This is a genomic window from Haloferax sp. YSSS75 (assembly GCF_046764215.1).
Classification (GTDB): domain Archaea; phylum Halobacteriota; class Halobacteria; order Halobacteriales; family Haloferacaceae; genus Haloferax.
Genome location: NZ_CP177207.1, coordinates 94,957 through 118,800, shown reverse-complemented (window position 1 = coordinate 118,800; position 23,844 = coordinate 94,957). Strand labels below are relative to the sequence as shown.

At 59.3% G+C, this 23,844-nt stretch carries 17 protein-coding genes; 5 read left to right on the top strand and 12 right to left on the bottom strand.

The window, feature by feature from the left end; all coding sequences use genetic code 11:
* The 6 genes from ACK3R5_RS16575 to ACK3R5_RS16550 all read right to left on the bottom strand — a co-directional run bounded on the left by ACK3R5_RS16575 (window position 1) and on the right by ACK3R5_RS16550 (window position 6,926).
* Window positions 1-1,200 (bottom strand): CaiB/BaiF CoA transferase family protein, encoded by a 1,200-nt coding sequence (locus ACK3R5_RS16575; protein ID WP_411968894.1) that lies wholly within the window; start codon window positions 1,198-1,200, stop codon window positions 1-3.
* An 86-nt stretch (window positions 1,201-1,286) separates the two neighbouring features.
* Window positions 1,287-1,730 (bottom strand): Zn-ribbon domain-containing OB-fold protein, encoded by a 444-nt coding sequence (locus ACK3R5_RS16570; protein ID WP_411968893.1) that lies wholly within the window; start codon window positions 1,728-1,730, stop codon window positions 1,287-1,289.
* A 4-nt stretch (window positions 1,731-1,734) separates the two neighbouring features.
* Complete coding sequence (locus ACK3R5_RS16565; protein ID WP_411968892.1) at window positions 1,735-2,985, bottom strand: thiolase family protein; 1,251 nt, start codon at window positions 2,983-2,985, stop codon at window positions 1,735-1,737.
* A gap of 50 nt (window positions 2,986-3,035) precedes the next feature.
* Complete coding sequence (locus ACK3R5_RS16560) at window positions 3,036-4,265, bottom strand: MFS transporter (RefSeq protein ID WP_411968891.1); 1,230 nt, start codon at window positions 4,263-4,265, stop codon at window positions 3,036-3,038.
* A complete protein-coding gene (locus tag ACK3R5_RS16555) occupies window positions 4,265-5,503 on the bottom strand; it encodes an MFS transporter (RefSeq protein ID WP_411968890.1) in 1,239 nt (412 codons plus the stop codon). Before ACK3R5_RS16555 ends, ACK3R5_RS16560 begins: the two co-directional genes overlap by 1 nt.
* A 652-nt stretch (window positions 5,504-6,155) precedes the next feature.
* The gene (locus tag ACK3R5_RS16550) at window positions 6,156-6,926 is read right to left on the bottom strand and encodes an IclR family transcriptional regulator (protein ID WP_411965900.1); all 771 of its coding nucleotides are present in this window, start codon (window positions 6,924-6,926) and stop codon (window positions 6,156-6,158) included.
* 560 nt (window positions 6,927-7,486) lie between these two features.
* On the opposite strand from ACK3R5_RS16550, the gene rdfA reads away from it, so the two are divergent.
* Both rdfA and ACK3R5_RS16540 read left to right on the top strand, forming a co-directional pair.
* Window positions 7,487-8,113 (top strand): rod-determining factor RdfA, encoded by a 627-nt coding sequence (gene rdfA / locus ACK3R5_RS16545; RefSeq protein ID WP_411968889.1) that lies wholly within the window; start codon window positions 7,487-7,489, stop codon window positions 8,111-8,113.
* A 79-nt stretch (window positions 8,114-8,192) separates the two neighbouring features.
* Window positions 8,193-10,145, top strand: coding sequence for an archaea-specific SMC-related protein (locus tag ACK3R5_RS16540; protein ID WP_411968888.1), 1,953 nt, complete (start codon window positions 8,193-8,195; stop codon window positions 10,143-10,145).
* A 1,011-nt stretch (window positions 10,146-11,156) separates the two neighbouring features.
* Here ACK3R5_RS16540 and ACK3R5_RS16535 read toward each other — a convergent pair.
* The 6 genes from ACK3R5_RS16535 to ACK3R5_RS16510 all read right to left on the bottom strand — a co-directional run bounded on the left by ACK3R5_RS16535 (window position 11,157) and on the right by ACK3R5_RS16510 (window position 17,579).
* On the bottom strand, window positions 11,157-11,390 hold the full coding sequence (locus tag ACK3R5_RS16535; protein WP_411965903.1) for a hypothetical protein: 234 nt from the start codon (window positions 11,388-11,390) through the stop codon (window positions 11,157-11,159).
* Between the two features lie 132 nt (window positions 11,391-11,522).
* Window positions 11,523-12,614: an oligopeptide/dipeptide ABC transporter ATP-binding protein gene (locus tag ACK3R5_RS16530; protein WP_411968887.1), complete on the bottom strand. Its 1,092-nt coding sequence runs from the start codon at window positions 12,612-12,614 to the stop codon at window positions 11,523-11,525.
* Complete coding sequence (locus ACK3R5_RS16525; protein ID WP_411968886.1) at window positions 12,611-13,699, bottom strand: ABC transporter ATP-binding protein; 1,089 nt, start codon at window positions 13,697-13,699, stop codon at window positions 12,611-12,613. Before ACK3R5_RS16525 ends, ACK3R5_RS16530 begins: the two co-directional genes overlap by 4 nt.
* Window positions 13,700-14,746, bottom strand: coding sequence for an ABC transporter permease (locus ACK3R5_RS16520; RefSeq protein ID WP_411968885.1), 1,047 nt, complete (start codon window positions 14,744-14,746; stop codon window positions 13,700-13,702).
* Complete coding sequence (locus ACK3R5_RS16515) at window positions 14,733-15,737, bottom strand: ABC transporter permease (protein WP_411965907.1); 1,005 nt, start codon at window positions 15,735-15,737, stop codon at window positions 14,733-14,735. The genes ACK3R5_RS16520 and ACK3R5_RS16515 overlap by 14 nt, the downstream gene beginning before the upstream one ends.
* A gap of 21 nt (window positions 15,738-15,758) precedes the next feature.
* Entirely contained in the window at window positions 15,759-17,579 is a 1,821-nt protein-coding gene (locus ACK3R5_RS16510) for an ABC transporter substrate-binding protein (RefSeq protein ID WP_411968884.1), read from the bottom strand.
* 151 nt (window positions 17,580-17,730) lie between these two features.
* Here ACK3R5_RS16510 and ACK3R5_RS16505 point away from each other — a divergent pair, with 151 nt between their 5' ends.
* The 3 genes from ACK3R5_RS16505 to ACK3R5_RS16495 all read left to right on the top strand — a co-directional run bounded on the left by ACK3R5_RS16505 (window position 17,731) and on the right by ACK3R5_RS16495 (window position 23,000).
* Window positions 17,731-19,050: a hypothetical protein gene (locus ACK3R5_RS16505; RefSeq protein ID WP_411968883.1), complete on the top strand. Its 1,320-nt coding sequence runs from the start codon at window positions 17,731-17,733 to the stop codon at window positions 19,048-19,050.
* A complete protein-coding gene (locus ACK3R5_RS16500; protein WP_411968882.1) occupies window positions 19,051-20,712 on the top strand; it encodes a CRTAC1 family protein in 1,662 nt (553 codons plus the stop codon). It abuts the gene before it with no gap.
* 140 nt (window positions 20,713-20,852) lie between these two features.
* Window positions 20,853-23,000, top strand: a complete 2,148-nt coding sequence (locus ACK3R5_RS16495) for a glycoside hydrolase family 3 N-terminal domain-containing protein (RefSeq protein WP_411968961.1) — start codon at window positions 20,853-20,855, stop codon at window positions 22,998-23,000.
* Window positions 23,001-23,844: the final 844 nt, after the last annotated feature.

The window sequence follows — 23,844 nt, the reverse complement described above, 5'->3', positions numbered from 1 at the left end:
TCACGTCCCCGTATCGACAGCCCCGTCGTCCGAGAGTCGAGCGATTTCGTCCGTGTCGTAGCCGAGTTCTGAGAGTATCGCTTCGGTGTGTTCGCCCAGTAGAGGTGGGTGACGGTCGATACGCTGGTCGATAGAACCGTACTTCACCGGAAACCCAAGGACATCGACGGCACCCGCGGTGGGGTGGTCGAGCGTGCGCCGCATCTCACGGGCTTGCACCTGTGGGTGGTCCCAGACGGACAACGTGTCGTTGATGGGTGCTGCCGGAACGCCCGCTTCGCGGAGTGTCTCGACGAGTTCGGCGGCGCTCCACTCACGTAACTCACGAGTGAGTGCCTCTTCGAGTGCGTCGCTGTGCCGAACCCGGCTATTGGTGGTCTCGAACCGTTCCTCGGCGAGGAGCGCAGGTGCGTCGATGGCCTCACAGAACCACTCCCAGTGGCGGTCCGTGACGACCGATAGTTGCACTTCCCCGTCTCCCACCTCGTAGACACCCTCAGGAGCGAAGTAGTTGTGTCGGCGGCCGAACGGCGGGTACGGTTCTCCAGAGACCATACTGTAGGTCGCTCGGGTGGTCAATCCAGCGACGCCAGCATCGAGCATCGAGACGTCGATGAACTCCCCTTCGCCGGTTCGCTCGCGTGAGTAGAGTGCCGTCAGAATCCCCTGTGTGGCGTACAACGAGGCGAACACGTCGTTCATCGGGACACCAGACCGCATGGGCGGTGTGTTCTCGTCGCGCGTCGTCGACATCGCACCCGAGAGAGCCTGAATCGTCGTGTCGATACCCGGGTCGGTGCGGTAAGGTCCCGTCTCGCCGTACGCCGAAATCGAGCAGTAGATGACGTCCTCGTTACGTTCGCGGACGTTCTCGTAATCGATGTCGTAGCGCTCAGTGAAGCTCGGCGGGAAGTTCTCGAGGACCACGTCGACAGATTCGACGAGGTCCATGAAAATCTCGTGGCCCTCGTCGGAGGTGACGTCGAGTGCGAGACTGCGTTTGTTCCGGTTGGCGGTCAGGTAGTAGAAGCTCTCACCGTCGAGCGTCGGTTCGAGCCCTCGGGCGAGTTCGCCCCGACCCGGCCGTTCGATTTTGACGACGTCGGCACCGAGGTCACCGAGCATCTGCCCGGCGTAGGGGCCAGCAATCATCGTCGAGAGCTCTACGACAGAGACGTCTGCAAGGGGTTGAGTAGGCATCTTCGTACCGGTGTATCACCGGGACGGGGCTTACGTGTTGTGTCGGGTCCCCGGCGGCGACTCTGTGGCACGGCGAGTTCGGCGCGTCACTCCGAGTCGCCCGTCGCCGGTCTGAATTGTGGGAAGACGCCGTCTTCTCCGGGGAGTTCCCCGAACACGACTTCGACGTCCATCCCGATTTCTGCCTCGTCGGGGTCACAATCGACAAGATTCGTGACGACCAACGGTCCCTCGGCGAGGCGAACGAATGCGACAGTGTACGGAACACGCTCTGCCCACGCTTCGTGAAGGTCGATGTACACCGTCGAGAAACTGTGGACGACGCCGTCGCCAGACACCTCGGTCCACGTGAGGGCATCCGCCCAGCAGTACGGGCAGACGTCCTGTGGGGGGAAGATGTGTTCAGAACAGTCGCCACACTGCTGGACGATGAACCGTTCTTCTGCCGACGCCTCCCAGAACCGTTTCGCGGTAAGCGTGTTGCGCCCGCCACCGAGTCCAACGTCGTAGTAGGTATCGTATTCGGTCATGGTCTTAACTCGTGTTCCCCAGTATCGCGACGGTGCTACACGCGTACAGCGGTCCGCCGAGTCCGTAGACGAGTCCCGTCTCGACGTCCGGTGCTTGCCTGCCAAGCGCCTCTCCTCTGAGTTGCCGAATGCACTCGATTATTCGGTCGACGTAGAGCGACACACCGGTTTGGCCCGCCGTCAGGGCCCCACCGTCGGTGTTGAACGCGATATCGCCACCGTCGGGGTCGAGGTGGCCATCGCGGATGAACTGTCCGCCCTCACCGGATTCGCAGAACCCGAGTTGTTCGAGGAGAAGTGGGACGGCGTTACTCGTCCCCGCGTCCGTCTCGATGAGGTCGATATCGTCGACGTCGCGGTCAGTCATCGCGAACGCTCGCTCTGCCGCATCGACCATCCCGCTGTCGACGAGGTTCCCACGCTCGGGCCAGTACGGGGAGTTCGCCCTCGGTGTCAGATATTCGTGTGTCGACCGGGAACCGTAGCCATAGACGTAGACCGGTTCGACGCCGAGTTCTCGTGCCCGTTCGACCGAGGTGACGATGAACGCCCCACCGGAGCCACCGGGCCCCAACGGCATGATGTTGAACAGTCGCAGGGGAGACGCAATCATTGGGGAGTCGAGAACGTCGTCGACCGAGAGACGGCCCTTGTGCCCGAGCGTGGCGTGCGGGAAGTCGACACCCCAGTCCCGACAGATGACGCTCGCGAGAGCGAAGTCTTCTGCAGTGTGTCCGAGTTCGTGCATCTGTCTTCGCGCACCCATTGCGAACGCGGCAGGCATGATGACTCCATACGGGTATTCGAACTCCGGGTGAACGTCCATCGTTCCTGCGAACTCGGTGTAGTTGGTGTACTTGCTCTCACGAGACGCGATATGTGGGTACGCTCCGAGCGACGCCGCGGCGTCGGCACCCGCGCAGACGACGTAATCGACGACTCCGTCTCGGACCGCGGTCGATGCGTGTTCTATCATCGAAATCGCCCCTGCACTGTGCATCGTGACCTCTGTGCTGTACGTGGGGGCCAGGTTGAGATAGCTCCCGAGGATGTTGTTCCACTGCGGTCTGTGGTCGGCAGCTGGTCGGCGTGCAGTGAGTAGTCCCTGGCCGCGGACGTCGTCCGGTTCGAGGCCAGCGTCCTCGACGGCTGCTCGGATTGCGCGAGCGGCCAGCGTCAGCGGTGGTTTCGGCTCCTCGAATCCGGCGTACGCATCGCCGTATCCGATTATCGCCGCTCGTGGCTCAGTAGACATCGCAACCGTAAGACCACGCCCCGTGATAATAACTCTGCGCCACGGCCTGTTCACGAACGGGGAGCAGAAGATTCGGGAACCAGGAGGGCGACGGCGACAGCGACGACGCCAAGCAGACCCGCGTATCCAAACGCGGCCACGAACGTGCCAGTGCGCTCGATGAAGACGCCAGTGAGGATGGGCGCAGAGAAGGCACCGAGAAAGCCGATTGCGTTCAGCACCGAGAGTGCAGTCGCGACGAGTTCGGGCGTCACGAGCTCCCTGACGTAGACGAAGAGGAGTACGTGGCCGAGTTGTCCGAGATAGCCGGCGAGGACGAGCAACACCACGGTGAAACCGAGAGAGTCGGCAAACACGAGGCCGACGACGAGTGGCGTCGAGATGAGAAACGAGAAGACGACGAGCGGTTTCCGTCGCTGGTCGAGGAGGTGGTCCGAGAGCCATCCGCTCGATGCCCGCGAGAGGACACCGACAGTCGAAAAGAGCGCAGTAAACGCCCCACTCGCCGCCAGGGTCAGCGCGTATCGCTCGGCGAGGAAAGTCGGCATCCAGTTGTTGACGACGAAGAGCATCGAGATAGCGAGGAATCCGAGAACGGCGACACCCCAGACACGCGGTTGGACGAGGACGTGCCCGACATCGCGCATGGTCGGAGACGTGGACTGACTACTGTCCGTCGGTGGAGCGGCCATCCAGATTCCGACCGACCCCACAGCGACGGCAGTCCCCAGAAGCGGGAACGTCGTAGCCCACCCGAATCCATCCGCCAACAGCGGGACACCAAACTGGCCGACGGCGAACCCCAGTGGGACGCTCGTCGCGAACACTGTAATCGCCGTCGCCTGACGCGCTCGCGGTGCGAGGTTGCCGACGAGGGTGACACAAGCGGTCCAGATGGCGATTATCGAGACTCCCGCAAGCGCACGAGAATAGAGAATCGCAAGATAATCACCAGTCACGCCAGCCCACCACGTCCACAAAGTAGCGATAGCGACCACGAGGCCACTGACGAGAAATACCCGTCTGATGTCTACTCTGTCGATGTAGATACCGACCGGAATCGCCGCCAAGAACATCGAGAGGAAGACAGCGCTCGTCACCCAACTCGCTGCTGCGGGGCCGACTCCGAGCGCCTCTCCGATGAGCGGGAGGATACTCGCCGGTGCTACCTGTAGTGCGGCGACGAAGACGTAGAGGAGCCAACAGAGGACGAGAATACCGCGGTAGCCCAGTCGAACCCGATCGCGGGCGTCGTCTACGGAGCGAGCTGGTCCGTCCATCAATCACTCACCAGTTCCTGAGTCACCGCTCCGTTTTGGCGGACGAGGCCGAAACCCGCCGTGACACCGAGAAGCAAGAGGACGGCGAGGAACCGGAATCCAGCCGTGAAGCCAGCGTATTCGATGACAGTACCGGTAACGACGGTTACCCCGCTCGCGAGGAGGATATACACCGTCCGGACGCCGCCGACGACGCTTCCGCGGTCAGCCGCCGGCGCCAGACTCCCGATGAAGGCGTCTCGAGCGGGGGGAATCGAACTGAGTCCGGCACTGAACACGACCAAAATCGCGACGACGCTCAGTATCTCACCTGCAGAGGGAAGCAACAATAACCCGGAACTACTGACGACGAGGCCACCGAACATCACCCGCTCGTGTCCGATTCTGTCGGCGAGTCTCCCGGCACCGACGTTGAAGAGTATCCCGACGCCAAACGTAATCCCGGTGATGAGTCCCGTCCTGCCGAGGTCCAATCCCTTCGTCTCTACGAGGAAGCTGGGGAGGAAGGTGAAGACACCCTGCCACGCAGCAGAGAATGCGAGCGAGACGAAGACGACGAGAATTGCCCGTCGAGTGGAGAGCGTCCGAACGACGAGCGAAAGTCTCCCTCTGGTCTCGCCGATGGCCGACGTCGCCTCTCCACGTTCGACACCTTGTGGGTTCTGTCCACCGTCCTGTCCCGCGCCAGTAGCGAGAAGCCACCAGACACCGACGGAGAGGACGACACCAACCAGTCCAAGGGCGAGCGGTGTCTGTGAGACACCGAGCGAGAGAACGGCCGCTGCGGTTACGACCGGTCCGACCAGATTGCCGAGTGGATTGCCCGAAGCCATGAGACCGAGTGCACTGCCGGACTCGGTTGCTGGCACTTTCTTCGTCACGGCCGATATCGCCACCGACCGGAATCCACCCACGAAAACTCCAAAGGTGAACGCCAGAACCCCGAAACCGAGTAGTGAGCGGGTCGCACCGAAGAGGGCGAGCGTCAGCGACGCTCCAACGATGCTCGTACCCATTACGCGAACGTCACCGACGGCGTCGGCGAGAAGCCCCGAAGGTAACTGCGAGAGCGCGAGTCCGGCGAACAGAAGTCCAAACACGACACCAGCATCCCCGTACTCGATGCCATACAGACGGCGAAACTCGGGTAACAACACTGGAAGCGAGGCGCGATACAGGTTCAGTGCGAACCACGCGACGACGAGTGGGCCGACGACTCGGGAGAACGTCCGCTTCACAACTACCGCGTCCTCGACGAGACCTGTCTCGATAGAAGAACTGGGCTCTCTCGGTTGTGTCGCATGCCTCCACTGGCACGGCCATCGTGTTAACGTTATGCAGTGCATCCGCACCCGGATTCGAAGCATCGAGTACCCATCCGAAACTGCTCGAAAAGCCCAAACAATGGTTTCACGACGGGGAGGCCCACTCGTTCGTTCACGCCGAACAGACCACACTAAACCTGACCAGACCAAACCTGGGGGTGGCGGAACGGGGGGAAAGGAACTGTGGGAGGAGGTCGCGAGCGAAGGGAGGATACGCAGGCACCCAGAAATCTCACCGTGTGGATGAGAAACCGGTATTCTCCCGTGTGGGGAGTTCTCGGGATACTGTCTCGTGCCAAGACACGCCCGCGTCACCTTGCCAACAATATGACATTCGTTGTCAATTGGCACAATACTTATTATCTCGTTGAGCTACTACCGTAACGCCGTCCTAATCCGAGGACAGCAAGCTACTGCCCAAAGCCGATTCCAGCCACAGGAATCACTATCCAGAGGTATCCCCCTCACCCACAGTAGTCCCAATCAGCAGGCGAGTGCGGCCACTCCCGTGCCACCGTGGTCGCCCTTTCGCCGCACCATGGTGAGAAAGCAGCTCACGACATCGTTAGGCGTGAGCGATGTTGAGTTCGATTTCGTTTGCGACTCCGAGCAACAGTTCCGGGAGTTCCTCGTTGAACCACTCAGACTTCATCCGATGGGTCGGACCGGAGACACTCAGCGCACCGAGAACGCGGTTTCCGGGTTGTTTTCGTATCGGGACACCGACCGCCCTGAGTCGGTCAACGTTCTCTTCGTTGTTTACAGCGTAGCCCCGTTCACGGATGGATTCGAGTTCCTCGTAGAGGGCGTCGGTCTGTGTGATAGTGTGGTCAGTTACGGCGTCGAGTCCCCGAAGTTCGACAATCTCTCGGACTCTCTCTTCGGGGTAGTTGGCGAGAATTGCTTTCCCTGCGGCAGTCGTGTGGAGTGGTACACGTTTTCCGATTCCGGGGTCTGTCCTGACTGCGCGAGACCCGCGGCTTCTGAACACGTAGACGCCGTAACCGTGTTCCTCAACGAGGAACTGGACTCGCTCTTCGGTCTGCGCTGCGAGTTCGTCGACTTTCGGCTCGACCAGGTGATACTCGTCGTGACACGCACGGGAGTACTCACCCAAATCGAGGAACTTGAGGCTCAACTGGAACTCGTCACCCTCCCGGGTGAGATACTCCCGATGTAACAGTGTTGCTACGTGGCGATGCGCAGTGCTCTTCGCAATGTCGAGTTCGTCGGCAATCTCAGAGAGACGCGCCCCTCCGAGGGTCTGAATTGTTTCGATGATATCGAACGTCCGACCCACACTTCGAATCCCATCTTCGGGGCGCTCGTTCGTCATGGTTTACCATATCCGACATAGTATATAAAGTTCCGTCATGGGGAACGTAATTGCCCTAAATATGTTGGATATCATACTACAATCGGGTGTATTTCCAGCGACTGGTGGTTCGTGTCCGAGACAGTCGGCACTTGTGTCTCGTCTTCGCGCCAATTACGGGAGCGAAACCACCTCATCTCACGATTTTGAGAGTGAGCGACGAGAGAGTATCTGAACCAATAGACGTGTCGACGGGAGATGGAACAGACTGCCCACCTTGCAGTCGATATCGACCGAGGGCCACGTGCAGTAAGCCACTGGGAAGTAACGAGTAGATTCCAATCGTTCGTTCAGAGCGAACAGCATTTTCAAATGGTATCATTACTCACGATTTCGGAGAACAAGCAGTGACGTCCCGTGGGACAGTATCTCCCACAGCCAAGCGACTCACACCGTCGAGGTAGCGGTTCAGCAGTGGCCTTCTCGAGCCCCCTCCAGTGGTGGCACTAGCACTCCCAGACGACGCCCGAGGCTGACCGCACCTCAAAACATATTTTAGTGCTCTGTGTAAGGGTTCCACAATGACCGACAATCGAGGTTCGAACCGGCGCCAGAGCAAAGTCGAACGGGTGATAGAAGAGTACGGTTTAGATGGGTTTGGTGACACCATGGCGCGTCGCTGGACTGCTCCCGAAGACAGTAAGAGTCTCAGAGAGTTGGCGGACCTGATGAATCAAGAGGTACTCGATTCAGCATTTCATGAAGCTGACGTAGATGTCCTCGAGGGAGAAGTCGAGAATATGTACACCCTGCTAACTGACGACGATACGACTGAGGGGATGCGCGTTCAGGCGAAAACGACCCTAGAATCGAAGAACATAGACGTCGACCAACTACTCTCAGATTTCGTCTCACACCAAGCGGTGTACACCTATCTCACGGACGTTCGGAGTGTTTCGAAAGAGTCGAAATCCACGGACCGTGTCAACAGTGTAATCCAGTCTATCCAGAAGCTTCGTGGTCGGTTGGTAGCCGTAATCGAGAGAAGTCTCACTTCTCTCCAGAACACACAGAAACTCCGACTCGGTGATTTCGACGTTCTCGTCGATACACAGGTCTTCTGTAGAGACTGCGGGACGCAATACGAAGTCGTCCAGTTGCTCGAACGAGGGGGATGTGACTGTGATGGTGAACCGAATTCGGAGTGATGTATTACAACACTAGTGCTGTAATTCTGAGCCCGATTAGCCCTGTAGTTTTATGGTGCAGTGGTTGATTGAGGGAAACATGAGTTCAGAACAGATGGCCAAACCTGACGTCCACTTGTCGGTAGAAAACATCGGTGGCATCGACGAACTCTCGACGTCGTTCGAACCGGGTGTAACGGTCCTTTCCGGTCGAAATGCGACGAACAGGACTTCGCTCCTCCGGTCGATGATGGCCGTGCACGGAAGCGACGACGTGGCACTGAAAGGTGACGCAGACGAAGGGTTTGTCGAACTCACTATCGGTGACGATACGTATACTCGAACGCTCAGGCGCCAAGGCGACTCTATCATCAGTGGTGGAGACCCGGTTCTCGACGACACGGAGCTTGCTGACCTCTTTGCGTTTCTGCTCGAAACGAACGACGCTCGTCGCGCAGTCGCCAGCGACGATGACCTCCGAGACCTGATTATGCGACCGGTCGACGTCGAGTCTATCAACGAGGAGATTACCAGCCTCCAGCAACGAAAGCGTGAGATTTCCGACGAACTGTCGAACCTCAGTAATCTCTCTGCGAAGCTTCCGACGCTCGAACAGCGCCGGACGAAACTCCAAGACCAAATCGACGAGAAAGAAACAGAACTCGCCGAAAAAGAGCGTGAAGTCGAGGAGTACGACGCCAGTGTAAGTGACCGTCAGGAAGCCGAAAGCAAACTCGAATCGAAGCTCGGCGAGCTTCGAGACAAGCGGGGCGAAATCGACGACGTCGACCGGCGAATTAAGACCGAAAAGCAGAGTCTCGAGGCTCTAGAGTCCGAACAGGACGAGTTGGAAGCGGATGCTGAAGAACTCCCGGACGTCGCTGGCGGACAGGTGAGCGAAATCGAATCCAAAATCAGTCGCCTTCGAACGCGCCGACAAGAGATACAGTCGACTATCAACGAACTACAGTCGGTGATTCAGTTCAACGAAGAGATGCTCTCCGGGACGTCCTCTGACGTTGTCGAGGCACTCCGTGGGTCAAAGTCGAGTGAGAACGGCAGCGTCACCGACCAACTCGTCGCTGACCAGCAGGTCGTCTGTTGGACCTGTGGGTCTGAAGTCGACCAAGACGATATCGAATCCACCATCGACCGTCTCCGAAGCCTCCGTGAGGATAAACTCGACGAGAGCAGGTCGTTCAAACAGGAGCTTTCAGAGCTCCAAGACGAGAAGTCGACGTACGAACAGCGACAGCGTGAACGTGACCGTATCGAGCGACGACTCTCCGAAATCGAGAGCGAACAGGACACTCGCCAAGCGCGTATCGAGGAGCTGAAATCACGCCGGAGCGACCTCGAAGGCGAAATCGACTCGCTCGAACAGACCGTCGACGAATTAGAGAGCGAAGAACACGGTGAGTTGCTCGACCTTCACCGCGAAGCTAACCAGATGGAGTACGACCTCGGGCGACTTCGCTCCGACCTCGAAGACGTCGAAGACGAGATTGCATCTATCGAAGCAAAACTCGAAGAGCGGGACGAGTTAGAGGCAACCCGTGACCAAATCGATAGCGAACTCAAAGAACTCCGCACACGAATCGAGCGTTTGGAGTCAGAAGCTGTCGAAGAGTTCAACACTCACATGGACGAAGTTCTCAACGCGCTCGAGTACGATAACCTCGAACGAATCTGGATCGAACGCACGGAACGACGGGTCCGTGAGGGTCGCAAGAAGGTCACCAAGTCGGTCTTCGAACTGCACGTCATTCGGACTAACGAAGAGGGAGTGAGCTACGAAGACTCTGTTTCCCACCTTTCAGAGTCCGAGCGTGAGGTGACTGGCCTCGTGTTTGCGCTCGCTGGATACCTCATCCACGATGTCTACGAGACGGTGCCGTTCATGGTACTCGACTCACTCGAAGCGATAGACGCTGACCGAATCTCACGGCTTGTGGACTACTTCGCGGACTACGCCGACTATCTAGTCGTCGCACTGCTCGAAGAGGACGCTCAGGCAGTCGATAGTTCGTATCCGCGGTACTCACCAGCATAGGGTCACGTCGAGCTTCTATTTCGAACAATTATATGACAGATTTTGAGTATAGTATGAGTTCCTATAAATCGAGAGGAATTCACCGTCAAACAAATACGAGAATGTGCTAAGGTTTGAGTAATTAACCACAAAAGTGTTTGTTTTGTTTTGTATATTGTGACTATTGTAAAATAATTAGTGAGTGAGGAGCCATTTATCAAATTTGATTAAATTTAATGAATCTTGTGACACTCAGTTGAATAATAGATGGGCCAAAGGTCTATAAACTCAAGTATTAGGTTGAAACCGCTGTAAACTGGAGACGGGCGTGACGACTGTTTGGGGAAATCCAATTACTATCATGAACACGATATTTAGTCAGAGTAGTAGTTCTTTGGACACATAGATTATTCGTGAACCAGCGGGCGTGTGCCCCACTGTATGCCCGAGGTTACAGAGCCATCACTGGCGGATGTAGGTCTGGAGAGTTTCACGCCCGACGACGTCGAGATGAGCGAGGTGGAAAGAGCGTTCGACGCGACAGGCCCACTGGTTCGACAGCGAGCCTGTAAGGTTTGTCAATAGCAATCGATACAGGAACACTACGTCCGCGAACAGCGAGACTGGAACGCTCCCCAAGAACTACTCGTCACCGTCGTCGTTGCCTGCGCAAGCGGCACCGACGAAGTTCAACGACTATACCCCGTTATTCTAAGCGATGCTGTCCGACGATAACCCCGCCGTCGTCGGTGGGGGCTCTCTACACTCTCGACAGTTGCCAACGAAGACTCAAGCGTCGTCGCCAACGACGATACGCTCGTCGAGTGAACCGGTCACGACGTGCGAAGTGTCAGGGGGCATGGGCCATCGAGACGTTCGGATTCAACTGCGACGAGTCGATACTGCCGAGACTCAGACAATTGCCCGAAGACGATTCAGACGAAAACGTTGCTGCACTCGCCTTATAAACAGCTGCATCCCTCGAAGGCTGAATAGCGGTCCGTTCGCACCCGTGTGGCAAACTCGCCCCCTCTACTCGTCCATCGACCGCTTCGTACAAAGCCAGAAGCCACCGCCAAATCCGACGATGGTGACGGCCACGAGGCCAACGTCGACGAGCGCAATCGCATATGCGGCAGTTCCCGGTTCGAGAAACAACAGAGAAAAGCCGAGCAGAAGTCCCATCACGATGCCGATGGCGACGAACAGCGGAAAGCGGTCACGCTGGTCGCAGATTACATCCAGAACAATCTCTAACCGTCCCATACAGGTTCCTGTCTGGCACCGATTATCAAGGTCCCGATTCGGTTGTCCGCGCACTCGTCCTGCCACAAGTAAGGAAGGGGAACGGACCACGTTTCGAGAGTCGCGAGCGCGTAGCGACTGTATCCGGCGACGTCAGTCGGTCAGCGGGTCACTGTTCCAATACTCGTGGTCCGGGTCGTCCCTGAAGCACGCGACTCGGTGGCCCGCAGTCTCGCCAGATAACTGTGGGACCGTCTTCTGACACGCCTCGCGCGCCTCTGGACAGCGCGTGTGGAAGCGACATCCACTCGGTGGGTTGACAGGGTCCGGGATGTCTATCTTTCGCATCGGTGGGTCACCCGACTCTCCCGAACGTCGGGAGAGATTTGGCGTCGCCCAGCGGAGGACGTTCGTGTAAGGGTGACTGGGGTCGTCGATGAGTTGGTCTGCCGGGCCGACTTCGACCAGGTTGCCGAGGTACATCACACCGATACGGCCGTCACCGTGTTCTGCGAAGTACCGAGCGTTCGAGAGGTCGTGAGAGACGAAGACGAACGAAGTGTCGAAATCCGTCTGCAAGTCGAGCATGAGGTCCATCATCTCGACTCGCAAGGAGACGTCGAGGGCGCTAATCGCCTCGTCAGCGAGGATGACGTCGGGGTTCATCAACAACGCACGCGAGAGCGCGACGCGCTGTTTCTCCCCACCACTGAGTTGGTGTGGGTAGCGGTCTGCGAAGTCCGCGGCGGGGTTCATGCCGACGCGTTCGAGAAGCGCGTGAATCCGTTCGCGGCGTTCGCTGGCGCCGACGTCTGGGTTGGTGAGTTTGATAGGTTCTGCGAGGATATTCAGAATTCGTCGATTGGGGTTGAGCGAACTCCCCGGGTCCTGGTGGATAATCTGAAGCGACGACCGAATCTCCTCGAAGGGAATCGGTCCCTGACCGTCTTTGGCGGCCCAGATGTCCTGGCCTTTGTACTTCACCGTCCCACCCGTCGGTCGCTGGAGTCCGATTGTCGTCTTGCCGAGCGTGGTCTTTCCACACCCACTCTCTCCAACGAGGGCGAGCACGTCGTTCTCCTCGATGTCGAGCGAGACGCCATCGACTGCTTTGACCACGTCCGGGTCCTCGAAGAAGTCGAGCATTCCCTGCTCTTTTTCGAAGTGGACTTCGACGTTTTCGAGTGAGATGAGTGGGTCGTCGTTCTGGTCGAGGCCAGTCGACGCGTCGTCGGCGCTGCTCACGACCCATCACCTCCCGAAACCGTGACGGATTCGTCGGAACGCTCGAAGTGCAGCGCAATCTCCTCTCGTGCCTCTTCGGAGTGGTGACAGGCGACAGCGTGGCCTGAGTCGAGTTGGGTGAACGACGGGTCTTCGACCCGACACTCTTCTGTCGCAAGTGGGCACCGCGGTGCGAAAGCACACCCCGGTGGAACGTTGATGGGTGCTGGACTCTGACCTTCTATCGGTCGCATCTCTTCGAGTGGTGCTTCGATATCGGGCGTCGCGTTGAGCAACGCTCGGGTGTACGGATGCCCGCTGTTCCCGATGAGTTGTTCACGGTCAGCGACTTCGATGAGTTGGAAGGCGTACATCACGGCCATCCTGTCGGCGAGTTCGGCGACCAGCGGCAGGTCGTGGGTGATGAACACCATCGTCAGGTCGTACTTCTCCTGTAAGTCTTCGAGTAGCGTCAGGATAGAGCGCTGCATCAACAGGTCGAGTGCAGCGGTCGGTTCGTCCATCACCAGCACCTCGGGTTCGAGGACGAGCGACAGCGCGATGAGTGCCCGCTGTTGCATCCCGCCGGAGAGTTCGTGTGGGTAGGAGTCGAGCACACGCTCCGGGTCGAGATAGAGGTCAGAGAGGAGTTCTCGTGCGAACTCCATCCCCGAGGAGACGTCTGCGTCGTGGGCCTTCAGCGTCTCTTTGAAGTGCCCACCAATCTTCATCGTCGGGTTGAACGAACTCATCGCGCCCTGGAAGACCATCGCCACTTCCTCCCACCGGAACTCTCGGAGTTCTTCGTCGGAGAGTCCGAGCACGTCGACTGTGGTGCCGTCGTCTCGGTGGTAGAGTATCTCACCGGAGAGTCGGCCGGGGTCTGGAATAGCGTCGAGCATCGAGTCGGCGAACATCGACTTGCCACTCCCACTCTCGCCCACGATGCCGAGAATCTCCCCACGCTCGATGGACGCACTCACGTGGTCCAACACGAACGTCTCGCCGCCGTCGTACGTGACGGCAGCGTCTCGAATTTCGATGATAGGGTCGTCTGTCGTCATAGCTGTCGTGGTGTTGGTTGTCCCGTGTTGTTTGGCAGTCATCTACAGAACCTCCGTCATGCCGGTGTCTTTCTCGTCTGCTGTCGCCGTCGATTCAGACTCGCCCGTGAGACGAGTGCGGACGCGCGGGTTGAACACGCGGTCCATGCCCTGTCCGAGGAGGATGAGTCCAACCGAGAGGCCGATGATAGCCACCATCGGGACGACAAGCCAGTGTGCAGCACTCCACGAGAACAGGGCACCACCGTTGTACGCGAAGTTAAGGGTGACACCCCAGTTCTGATCGGAGTACGGCAACACACCGAGGAAGAACAGGCCGATAGAGGCGAACACGACGTACCGTGCGGCGAACACGAAGTTGACCGTCACGTACGGCATGATGTTCGGAACGACGTCCTTCAGGATGATTCGCGGCGTACTCATCCCCATCGTCCGCGACGCCTCCACGTAGTTGTTCTCACGAATCGTCAGCACCTGTGAGTGAATCGACCGCCCGAGGCCTGCCCAGTAGTTGATGTTGATGATGATGCCGAGCAGGATAGGGTTCTTCGGGTTGAACGTGATGGCGAGAATCATCACCAGTGGGAGACCGGGAATAGCCATCACGAAGTCCGATATCGACATCAACACGCGTCCGACGGAACCACCCTTGTAGCCTGCGACAGTCCCGACGAGGACGGCGATGCCTGTCGCCCACAGTCCACCCGAGGTGACCATCAACAGGATGTCGGGCGTCGAGTGGATGATGAGTGCGGTGAGGTCAGTCCCGGATGCCGTCGTTCCGAGCGGGTAGTTCATATTCTCGAACAGCATCAGGTACCGGGGCGCCTGACTCGTCGCGGGTTCTCGCCAGAGGCCGAGGATGGCAACGAGCGACAACAGCAAGTAGAAACCGATGATGAGCAGTCCGAGTCGGGTTCTGCTGTCCGACCACGCGACAATCGCCGGTTTCAGGACGTTCTCTTCGTAGAACTCCCGAAGTCGTTCTTCGCGAGTCACCGTCACCGACGACGAGGTGGAACCTCGCCAGTCGACGCCCGCACCGTCGGTGGCCAGCGTACCGGACTCGTCTCCTTCAGTACGCTTCATCGGAACCTCCGGCGCTGATTCGTGGGTCGATTTTACTGTAGGTCAGGTCGGCGACGTAGACGCCGACGATGAGTGCGACGGTAATCACGAGGAACGTCGCCATCATGAGCGGGTAATCGTTCGATTTCAGTGCGGCGAACATGTAGTACCCGAGTCCAGTGTACGAGAATATCTGCTCCAGAATGACAGTCCCCGAGAGGCGGAACCCGAGGAGCAGCAAAAAGCCGGTGTACATCGGAAGGATGGCGTTTCTCGCGACGTATCGTGTCGCGATTCGCCGGTCGGCGAGTCCTCGAAGTCTCGCGACACGGACGTAGTCGTTGCCGAGCACCTGGATACTGTTCCCGCGCATGGCCAGCGCCTGCCCACCAATCCCGCCTATCGTGTACGAGAAGATGGGTAAGATACTGTGTTCGAGTGCGCTCAGCAGGAACGGAATGCTCAGTTCCTTCTCCACGCTCGCACCGACCGTTCCCGCTGTCGGCAACCACCCCCACTGGTACGCGAAGACGTACAGCGAGATGACGGCGACGACGTAGAACGGAATCGACATCAGCGCAATCGAGAGGCCACTGAACCCCTTGTCGAACCGTGACCCCTCCCAGTAGGCCTGTAACGAACCCAGGAAGATACCGAATGCGAACATGAGAATCGTCGACACCAGGACGACGAACACCGTCCACGGCACCGCTTCGGCGATGACCAGTGCCACCGGTTCGCCCAGCGAGATGGACTCGCCGAAATTACCCTGAGCCACCGAACCCATGTAGTCCAGATACTGTTGCCAGAGCGGTGCGTTGGGGTTGATGTTCTGGAGATTCGCGATTCGAGCGTCGACTTCCGATGCCGGGACGCCCTGCCGGAGCAGTTGCGCACGCAACTGCGTGAAGGGACCACCGGGGAGGAGGCGAATCAGTCCGAACGTGAGCGTCGCCACTGCGAATATGGTGGCGAACACTCTGGCCGTCCGGCGAACGTAGTAGTTACTCATCGTTACGTGTGTTCCATCCGGTCATTTCTTGGCCATGAGCTGACCCTGCCGGGGGAGCCACTCGCTCGGCCACTTGACTGCTCGTTCGTCGCTGCCTTCTTCCGGGATAGCCCAGTCGTCGTCAGTGAGCCACGACTGGTCGAGCTTCGACACCAGTCCGAGGACCGGGAGGTTCTGGTTGTGGTGCCACGCGACACGTTTGATGACATCTTCCGTCTTGCCTCGGTCCTGCGTGGTCGAAACCTCCTGTATCTCCGACAGTGGGTCGATAGTCATCTCGCCGCCGTCCATCCCGGGGACGGTCTGTTCGCCTTCTGGGAAGTTGTGACCGCCGTCGATGTCGGGGATGTTGAGTTGCCATCGAAGCGGGAAATACGGGAACGCCGAGCGTGCCCCACCGGGCATCCAGTAAAACGCACCCATCTTGAAGTTGGATTCGACGTAGCCACCGAAGTAGTCACCCGTCGGTTTCTGGCTGATTTCGAAGTCGAAGCCGAAGGAGTTCAACTGGTCGACGACGGTGTTCGTCGCCGTGGTCCAGTCCGTCCACCCTGCGGGCGTGTAGTAGGTTCCACCGAGCGTTCGACCACTGCTGTGTTTCCACGTCCCGTCTTCCTTCGAGTAGCCAGCCTCACGGAGGAGTGCAGCGGCTTTGTCTGTCTGAGACGCTGCCATGCCGTAACTCTCGAACGAGTCGTAGGCGTCACCGAGCCACGCCTCCTGGTCGTTCGGGGCGACACCGGTGACCTTTGGTGCGGGTGCCTTCGTTCGCGGTCCTGCGTTCTCGGCGACCTGTTGGCGGTTGATGACGTGGGCGACGGCCTGCCGAACTTTTCGCTTTCCGAAGTCCGGGTCGTCGTGGTTGAACAGGACACCGTACCCCCACTTCGCGGAGATGGCGACTTCTTCGACGGAGTCGGGGAAATTGGCGACGATTTTCGGCGGTGCGAAGAGACTCGTGACGAAGTCGAGTTCGCGACCCATCAGGCCCTGTTGGAGTGCGGTGTTGTCTGCCCGAGAGAGGAGCGAGATGCCGGCGAAGTTGATGTTGTCGGCACCGTAGTACTCGGGGTTCCGCGCGAGTTCCCACGACTGCTTGGACTTCGACTCGACCGAGAAGGGACCACTCGCCACCACGTCACCTTCGTACTTGTACTGCTGAAGTTCCCCAGCCTCCTTGTCGAGGAACTGTTCGAATTTCGGGTGGTAGGCGTACAGTCGGAGCGAACCGTTGGCGAGGGTGTGTTTGATGACCTCCGGGTTGGACGGCCGCTTCAGGTTGAGAACGACTGTCTTGTCGTCTCCGCCCTGCTCGACGCTCTCGGTGAAGTCCCACAGCGACGCTTCCATCTTTTTCATGAGGCGGAACTGAGTCAGGACGTCACGGGCGGTCACGTCCTCACCGTTGTCCCACTTCAGGTCGTCGCGGAGCGTGAGTGTCACCGTCTGCCCGTCGATGGACCACTCCTCGAGTGCGGCCATCTCGAACTCACCGGTCGCGAAGTTGTAGGCCGCGAACCGCTCGAAGACGAAGTTTCCGGCTCGTGGGTCGTAGTTCTGGGTTGCCTCGGGGTTCAGGTGCAGGTTCGTCGGGACGCCATTGTTCGTGGCACCGACTAGGGTCTTGTCCAAGACGGTGTTGCCGCTCGATTCAGTCGTGTCGGTGTCGGAACCACCGTCGTCCGAACCGCCCCCACCGGAACTGTCGTCGGTGGTGTCCCCGCTGGAATCGTTCGACGCGCCGCTACATCCTGCGAGTGCTGTGATTCCCGCTGCACCGGTCAGTTCGACGAAGTGCCGTCGGCTAACAAAGTCGCTAAAGTGGTCAGTACTGTCTGACATGCGTTCTGATACAAAACCTAACCCATTGTTAATAAACATTTGGATGAGGGCCACTTTCAGCCGTATGCGAATCCGCCAGCACGGCCTCGAATCCGCGCGAGACGGCCGCTCGCTCGCAAGAATTATGTGGTGTTACTCGTTACCACGGTTAGTGGCCCCAGATAGAGCACGGGGGCTGTCCCGCCGCGACTTCGTCACAGCAGCTGTGGCGATTGGCGGGACGTCAGCCCTCACGGCGTGTATGGAGCGAGAACGTTCGCCGACTGACGACGCGACGACGGCGTCCGAGAGCGAAGCAGCGTCGCCGTCGGAATACCCACAGGGAGACCCCGAATCCGTTCCGTCCGGGCAACACCGGTGGGGCGAGTATCTCGTGCGGGACGCCCACGGGAACACGGTTCCACCGCAGCAACTCGTGACGGTCGGACTCGAGTACGAAGGGTCGATTCCGCCGACGGACGAAGAACGTGAGCAAGTAGAGAACGCCCTCGAAACAATCGAACGGGCCTATCAGTGGGGGACTGGCGGCGACGCGGGTGCAGCCTTCAATCGTGGACTCCTCTTCACGCTGGGGTACGCCCCTCGGTACTTCGAGGCGATGGGACAGGTACCCGAGTCGGTGACGACGCCCGAAGACGTTCTCGATGCGGTCGGAGAGGACCCGACGAAGGCAGATTCGTACGACGCTGTCCTCCTCTTGACGAGCGACATCGGGTCCGTCGTCCTCGGTGCCGAAGCGGCCCTGTTCGGTGAACTGGACGAGGCGAACGGGGTGCCGGTGGACGCAACGTTCGAAGGCGTATTCTCGAAAGCGGGGCGTCACACCGGGTACGTCGGGAAAGGGCTCCCTGCCGACAAACTGGACGAAGAGCGTATTCCGGAGGATGCCCCGCTCTCGATGGGGTTCAAATCCGGGTTCCGTGGCAACCTCCCCGGCGAGGACGCCGTCACGCTGTCGTCGGGGCCGTTCGCTGGCGGAACGACCATCGCCTCTTCGACGCTCGCCATCGACCTCGACAGGTGGTACGACCAACGAGCAGACGAACGCGTCGCCGAGATGTTCTGCCCTGCTCACACCACCGACGACGTGGGGCAGACGGGAGACAAACTCGGCGACGACAGCGGCGTCACCGAAGCACACGTCGAGAACATCGAAGCAGACGCCGAATCCCACGGGTGTGTCGGACACACCCAGAAGGTTGCACGGGCCAGAGACGACGAGTTCGAACCACGCATCCTTCGCCGGACAGAGGGCGTCGCGACTAGCCAGCACCACCAGACTGCGTTTCAGTTCAACTCCGTCCAGCGGACCATGGACGACTTCGTCGAGACGCGAGTCGCGATGAACCCCGACGAGTACGACTTCGACATCCCCGCAGAGAACCACGGTATCGTCGATTACCTCGAAACGCTACGCCGAGGGAGCTATCTCGCCCCACCTCGCGAAAAACGGGCACTACCGGTGGTCTAAGTGCAGGTTCGACACGTAGCGGCGGTTGGACTGACCCTCGCTGTCGTCCTCGCAGGAGTCACACTCGGCGTCCCGTCTCTCGACAGAACGACGGACGCCCGAGAATCGCCACGAATCGCGTTTTCTGACGTCACCGAATCGTCTGGGCTCGACTACGAAGCAGTCGGGAGCGGCGTCGGGAGTGGCAATTCCGGCGTCTACGTCGCCGACGTAAACAACGACGCGTGGCCGGACCTCCTGACAATCGGAGGGGAGAGTCCAGCACTCTTCGTCAACGACGGCGGCGAGTTCGTCAGAAGCGACGCGCTCCCCACGCTCGACGAACACGTCAAGAGCGCCGTCTTCCTCGACGTCGAGCGAGACGGATGGACGGACCTGTTGTTGTTCACCAGCGGGGGGTCTGTGGTGTCGTTCCGGAACGACGGTGGCGAGTTCGTCCGAACCGAGTACGGAGTCGAGAATCTCTCGTATCCCCTCGGTGCGACCGGGGCGGATTACGACAACGATGGCGATACCGACCTTTTCGTCTATCAATCCGGGCCGTGGTCCGACCGCAAACCGGCAGGATACTTCAGTCTCGACGGGCAGATTACGGAGGACAACGGGAACGCGAATTACCTCTACGAGAACGTCGATGGCCAGTTCCGACGGGTCGAGTCTGCGAACGTCTCCGGGAACCACTGGAGTCTCGCCGCGAGTTTTACCGACCTGACCGGAGACGGCTATCCAGACATCCACGTCGCGAACGACTACAACAACGACACCCTCTACGTCAACACCGGTGACGGAACCTTCGAACGGCACACGCTCGGTGGGTCGACGGCCCGAAACGGGATGTCTTCCGAAGTTGCCGACGTCACGAACGACGGCCGTCCCGACGTGTTCGTCTCGAACATCTGGTTCCCGAAGCTGAAAGGAAACATGTCCGCCGAGCGTTACGAACGCCTCAAGCGACTGTTGGACTTCGTGGTCCACTCGGGGCGGACCAAAGGGAACACGCTCATGGTCAACCAGGGTGACGGCGAGTTCGTCGACAGCGCAGACGAACTCGGCGTCCGCCACGGGGGATGGGGATGGGCGGCGAGTGCGACGGATTTCGACAACGACGGCGACCGGGATATCGTACACACGACGCAGATAGTCGTCCGCGTCAACCGAACGAATCCCGTCTACACCTATCCGATGGTGTTCCAGGGTCGTGACGGCGGGTTCGCGAGCGTGAACGCGAGCACTCACGGCATGTACGAAACAGATGGCCGGGGCCTCGCGACACTCGACTTCGACCACGACGGTGCGCAGGAACTCGTCGTCGCACAGTACGACGATTCGTTCGTCGTCTACGACAACGCCGCCGACACGACAGACCGCGGGTCACTCCAGATGCGCGTCGTCGACGAGAACGGCGCGACAGCACTGGGTGCCGTCGTCACCGTCCGCACCGAGACACGCACGCACGTACTCCAGCAGACGGCGAACGTCGACTACCTCTCGCAGGACACCCGTGTCGAACACGTCGGTGTGGGCACCCACGAGAGCGTCACACTCGAAGTCAGGTGGCCTGACGGAACGACACGGACCTTCGAGGACGTCGACGTGAACCGACGCCTTCGCGTGACGAAGTCGGGAATCGTCGAGACGTCGTCCCTGAACGGCACCGTTTGAGCGGCCGGTTTGTCACCTGATGCCAAATGTATAAATAGCAGCGGATTTCTTTTCGCGGTATGCAGTCAGAAAGCGACATCCCCCCGTACAGAGATGAGACTGTCTCGACAGCGAGACGTGTCGAGGACCTCGTCGAACGGATGACCCTCGAAGAGAAGGCAGGCCAACTCGTCGGCACCTGGGCGGGCCAACTCGGTGAGTCGAAATCAGTCGAAGACGTCGAAGCCGAAATCAGGGAGTACAACGTCGGTGCCGTCGCATCGTTCGGGTGGGCTGGCGCAATCGACTCTCGTCTCGACGACGTCGTCGAGACGGTCAACCGCCTTCAGGAAGTCGCGCTCTCGGAGACACGACTCGGCATCCCCCTCCTCTTCAACGTGGACGCGGTCCACGGCCACGCATACGTCGCCGAAGGGACGGCGTTTCCGAACGGGCTTGGGATGGCAGCGACGTGGGACGAGAACGGAGCAGAGACAGTCGCGGACGTCACGGCGACTGAAGTCAGGAAGACGGGGGCACACCAGAACTACTCGCCGACCTGTGACGTCGCTCGGGAACCACGCTGGGGCCGGACGTTCGAGACGTTCGGTGAGAGTCCGTTCCTCTGCGGGCGACTCGCCGCGGCGATGGTACGGGGCTATCAGGGTGGTAGCCTCGACGAACCGGATTCGGTTGTCGCCACGGCCAAACACTTCCCGGCGTACGGAGAGCCTGCACGAGGGGAGGACACTGCGCCAGTGGAAGTGTCTTCGTACCTCCTGCAGAACGTGTTCCTCCCGTCGTTCATCGACGCGCTCGACGACGGCGTCGAATCCGTCATGCCCTGTTACAACGCAATCGATGGGCGTCCAGCCCACGGGTCGCGAGAGTATCTGACAGACCTGTTACGAGGCGAACTCGGGTTCGACGGGACCATCGTCTCGGACTGGAACGGGGTCAACATGCTTCACGAAGACCACCGCGTGACGAGCGACCACCGCGATTCGGTTCGGATGACTCGTGATGCGGGTCTGGACGTTGCATCGGTCGACGCCACAGCACACGCCGACCACCTCGTGTCGCTGGTCGAGGAGGGGACGCTTTCCGAATCGATACTGGACGAGAGTGTCGAACGCGTCCTCGGACTCAAGTTCCGTCTCGGCCTGTTCGAGAACGCCTTCGTGGACCCGGCCGAAGCACGGGACGTCGTCGGCAACGAAGACCACCGGAACGAAGCACTGGAGACGGCCCGAAAATCGATGACCCTTCTGCAGAACGACGGCGTCCTTCCGCTGGACCCCGACGCCGACGTACTCGTCGCCGGGCCGAACGCCGACAACCCCATCCACCAACTCGGCGGGTGGAGTGTCCCGGACGCCACAGGAACCGACGTCGTCACGATTCGAGAGGGAGTCGAGTCCGTCTGCAACGGAACAGTCACCTACGAACAGGGTGCCTCGATGAACGAACGCCTCGAGATCGACGCGGCCGTCACTGCAGCGGAAGACGCCGACGTCGCAGTGGTTGCAGTCGGCGAGAACTGGTATCTCCACGAGTTCGGACCGTCCGAACTGAGTGGGACTGCGCCGGACGAGTTCCCGAACCGAACGACGCTCGAACTTCCCGAGGCGCAACGTGACCTCCTGAAAGCACTCTCCGAGACGGGGACGCCAGTCGTCGGTGTCCTCGTCTCCGGTCGCCCACTCGCCGTCGACTGGATGGCCGAGAACCTCCCCTCGTTGTTGATGGCGTATTACCCCGGGACGATGGGTGGTCGAGCAGTGGCGGAGACGCTCTTTGGGAGATGTGACCCCGGCGGGCGACTCCCGATTTCGATTCCGCGGTCCGCGAGTCACCTCCCGACTCGCTTCAACCACTTCCCGCATCCGACCCCGATTGGTCCCGACGAGCATCTCCCGTCGTACGACCCACTATTCGAGTTCGGACACGGTCTGAGTTACACGGACTTCGAGTACGGTCAACTCTCGGTTTCCGCCGAGACCATCACCTCAGATGGAGCGACAACGGTCGAGATTCCGGTCGAAAACGTCGGGGACCGAACCGGTTCGACCGTCGTCCAACTGTACGTCACCGAGCAAGCGGGGTCACGAGTGACGCCTGTCCGAGAACTCTGCGGATTCGAGCGTGTTTCGCTGGATGCGGGAGCGAAAGAGACGGTGGCTATCCCTGTCGATGCAGCAACGCTGGGACGTGTCGACCCCACTGGGACGCCACAGGTGTCCCCGGGTGAGTACACGCTCGTGGTCGACGAGCAGACGACGACGATTTCCATCGAAGCAAGCGACTGAGGGGCCGTCTCGACGTTCCGACCCGACTCTCGCAGTATCTCTCCTGTGTCCAGTTTTCGACGGCGTTCGACAGTCGCGAATCGAGAGGGCTCTGGTTGTATCGTCTATCCGGATAGTGGCACGTACTGGGCCACGTTCCAGCGTGACTGAGGATATCCACCGCCTCGGGTGGCGACCGCTACGACTCACGACAGTCGTCTGAATCCGTTCTTCGTTCGACCACCACAACAGACCCGTCGGGTCTGGGGCCGGGAAAATTCGGGTCTGAAGACCGACAAATGTCGTCCGTTTCCGGCAGACGACACCCCAGCGCTCACCTCTTCGAGGAGCGACCGTGGTCAACACCCACATACAAACGAATATTGTCATATAAACTTTCAGACAATATTTGGATAACTGTCCGAAATTGAAGACGTGCTACTGAATCAATTCGGGACTCTGATACCAACATTGACCACGAAAAGCGGTTATCAGACATACGACAATCGTGAAGTGTAATATACTCTAACTAATGAATAATTCTGTGTAGGGAGTCGAACAATAATATCCCTGATATCAGAACAGCCGGTAGACGGCCTGTGAAGGCGATTCTCGCCTCTCGCTGGACACGTCGAATCGAGTCGGTCAGGTGCTGGGCCAGTAGACGGCCAAAGTACGACAGTTCTGTCGGGCAGACTGTCCCCATCGCGGTCTGACCCTCGAAGCAAACGAATCGAGTACTTCGGAATCGCGAGAGTGACCATTACACGTGTACGAGCGTCACGGGCAACTGATTACACGTGTATGTCTGTCACGCTCGTGTTCGAATGATGTATCGAATGGAGGTTCAGAGGGTGCGTAATAT

Bases quoted from the DNA above. Each gene is read 5' to 3' on its own strand.
- ACK3R5_RS16575 (WP_411968894.1), bottom strand. From the start codon at position 1,200: ATGCCTACTCAACCCCTTGCAGACGTCTCTGTCGTAGAGCTCTCGACG.
- ACK3R5_RS16570 (WP_411968893.1), bottom strand. From the start codon at position 1,730: ATGACCGAATACGATACCTACTACGACGTTGGACTCGGTGGCGGGCGC.
- ACK3R5_RS16565 (WP_411968892.1), bottom strand. From the start codon at position 2,985: ATGTCTACTGAGCCACGAGCGGCGATAATCGGATACGGCGATGCGTAC.
- ACK3R5_RS16560 (WP_411968891.1), bottom strand. From the start codon at position 4,265: ATGGACGGACCAGCTCGCTCCGTAGACGACGCCCGCGATCGGGTTCGA.
- ACK3R5_RS16550 (WP_411965900.1), bottom strand. From the start codon at position 6,926: ATGACGAACGAGCGCCCCGAAGATGGGATTCGAAGTGTGGGTCGGACG.
- rdfA (WP_411968889.1), top strand. From the start codon at position 7,487: ATGACCGACAATCGAGGTTCGAACCGGCGCCAGAGCAAAGTCGAACGG.
- ACK3R5_RS16540 (WP_411968888.1), top strand. From the start codon at position 8,193: ATGAGTTCAGAACAGATGGCCAAACCTGACGTCCACTTGTCGGTAGAA.
- ACK3R5_RS16535 (WP_411965903.1), bottom strand. From the start codon at position 11,390: ATGGGACGGTTAGAGATTGTTCTGGATGTAATCTGCGACCAGCGTGAC.
- ACK3R5_RS16525 (WP_411968886.1), bottom strand. From the start codon at position 13,699: ATGACTGCCAAACAACACGGGACAACCAACACCACGACAGCTATGACG.
- ACK3R5_RS16520 (WP_411968885.1), bottom strand. From the start codon at position 14,746: ATGAAGCGTACTGAAGGAGACGAGTCCGGTACGCTGGCCACCGACGGT.
- ACK3R5_RS16515 (WP_411965907.1), bottom strand. From the start codon at position 15,737: ATGAGTAACTACTACGTTCGCCGGACGGCCAGAGTGTTCGCCACCATA.
- ACK3R5_RS16510 (WP_411968884.1), bottom strand. From the start codon at position 17,579: ATGTCAGACAGTACTGACCACTTTAGCGACTTTGTTAGCCGACGGCAC.
- ACK3R5_RS16495 (WP_411968961.1), top strand. From the start codon at position 20,853: ATGACCCTCGAAGAGAAGGCAGGCCAACTCGTCGGCACCTGGGCGGGC.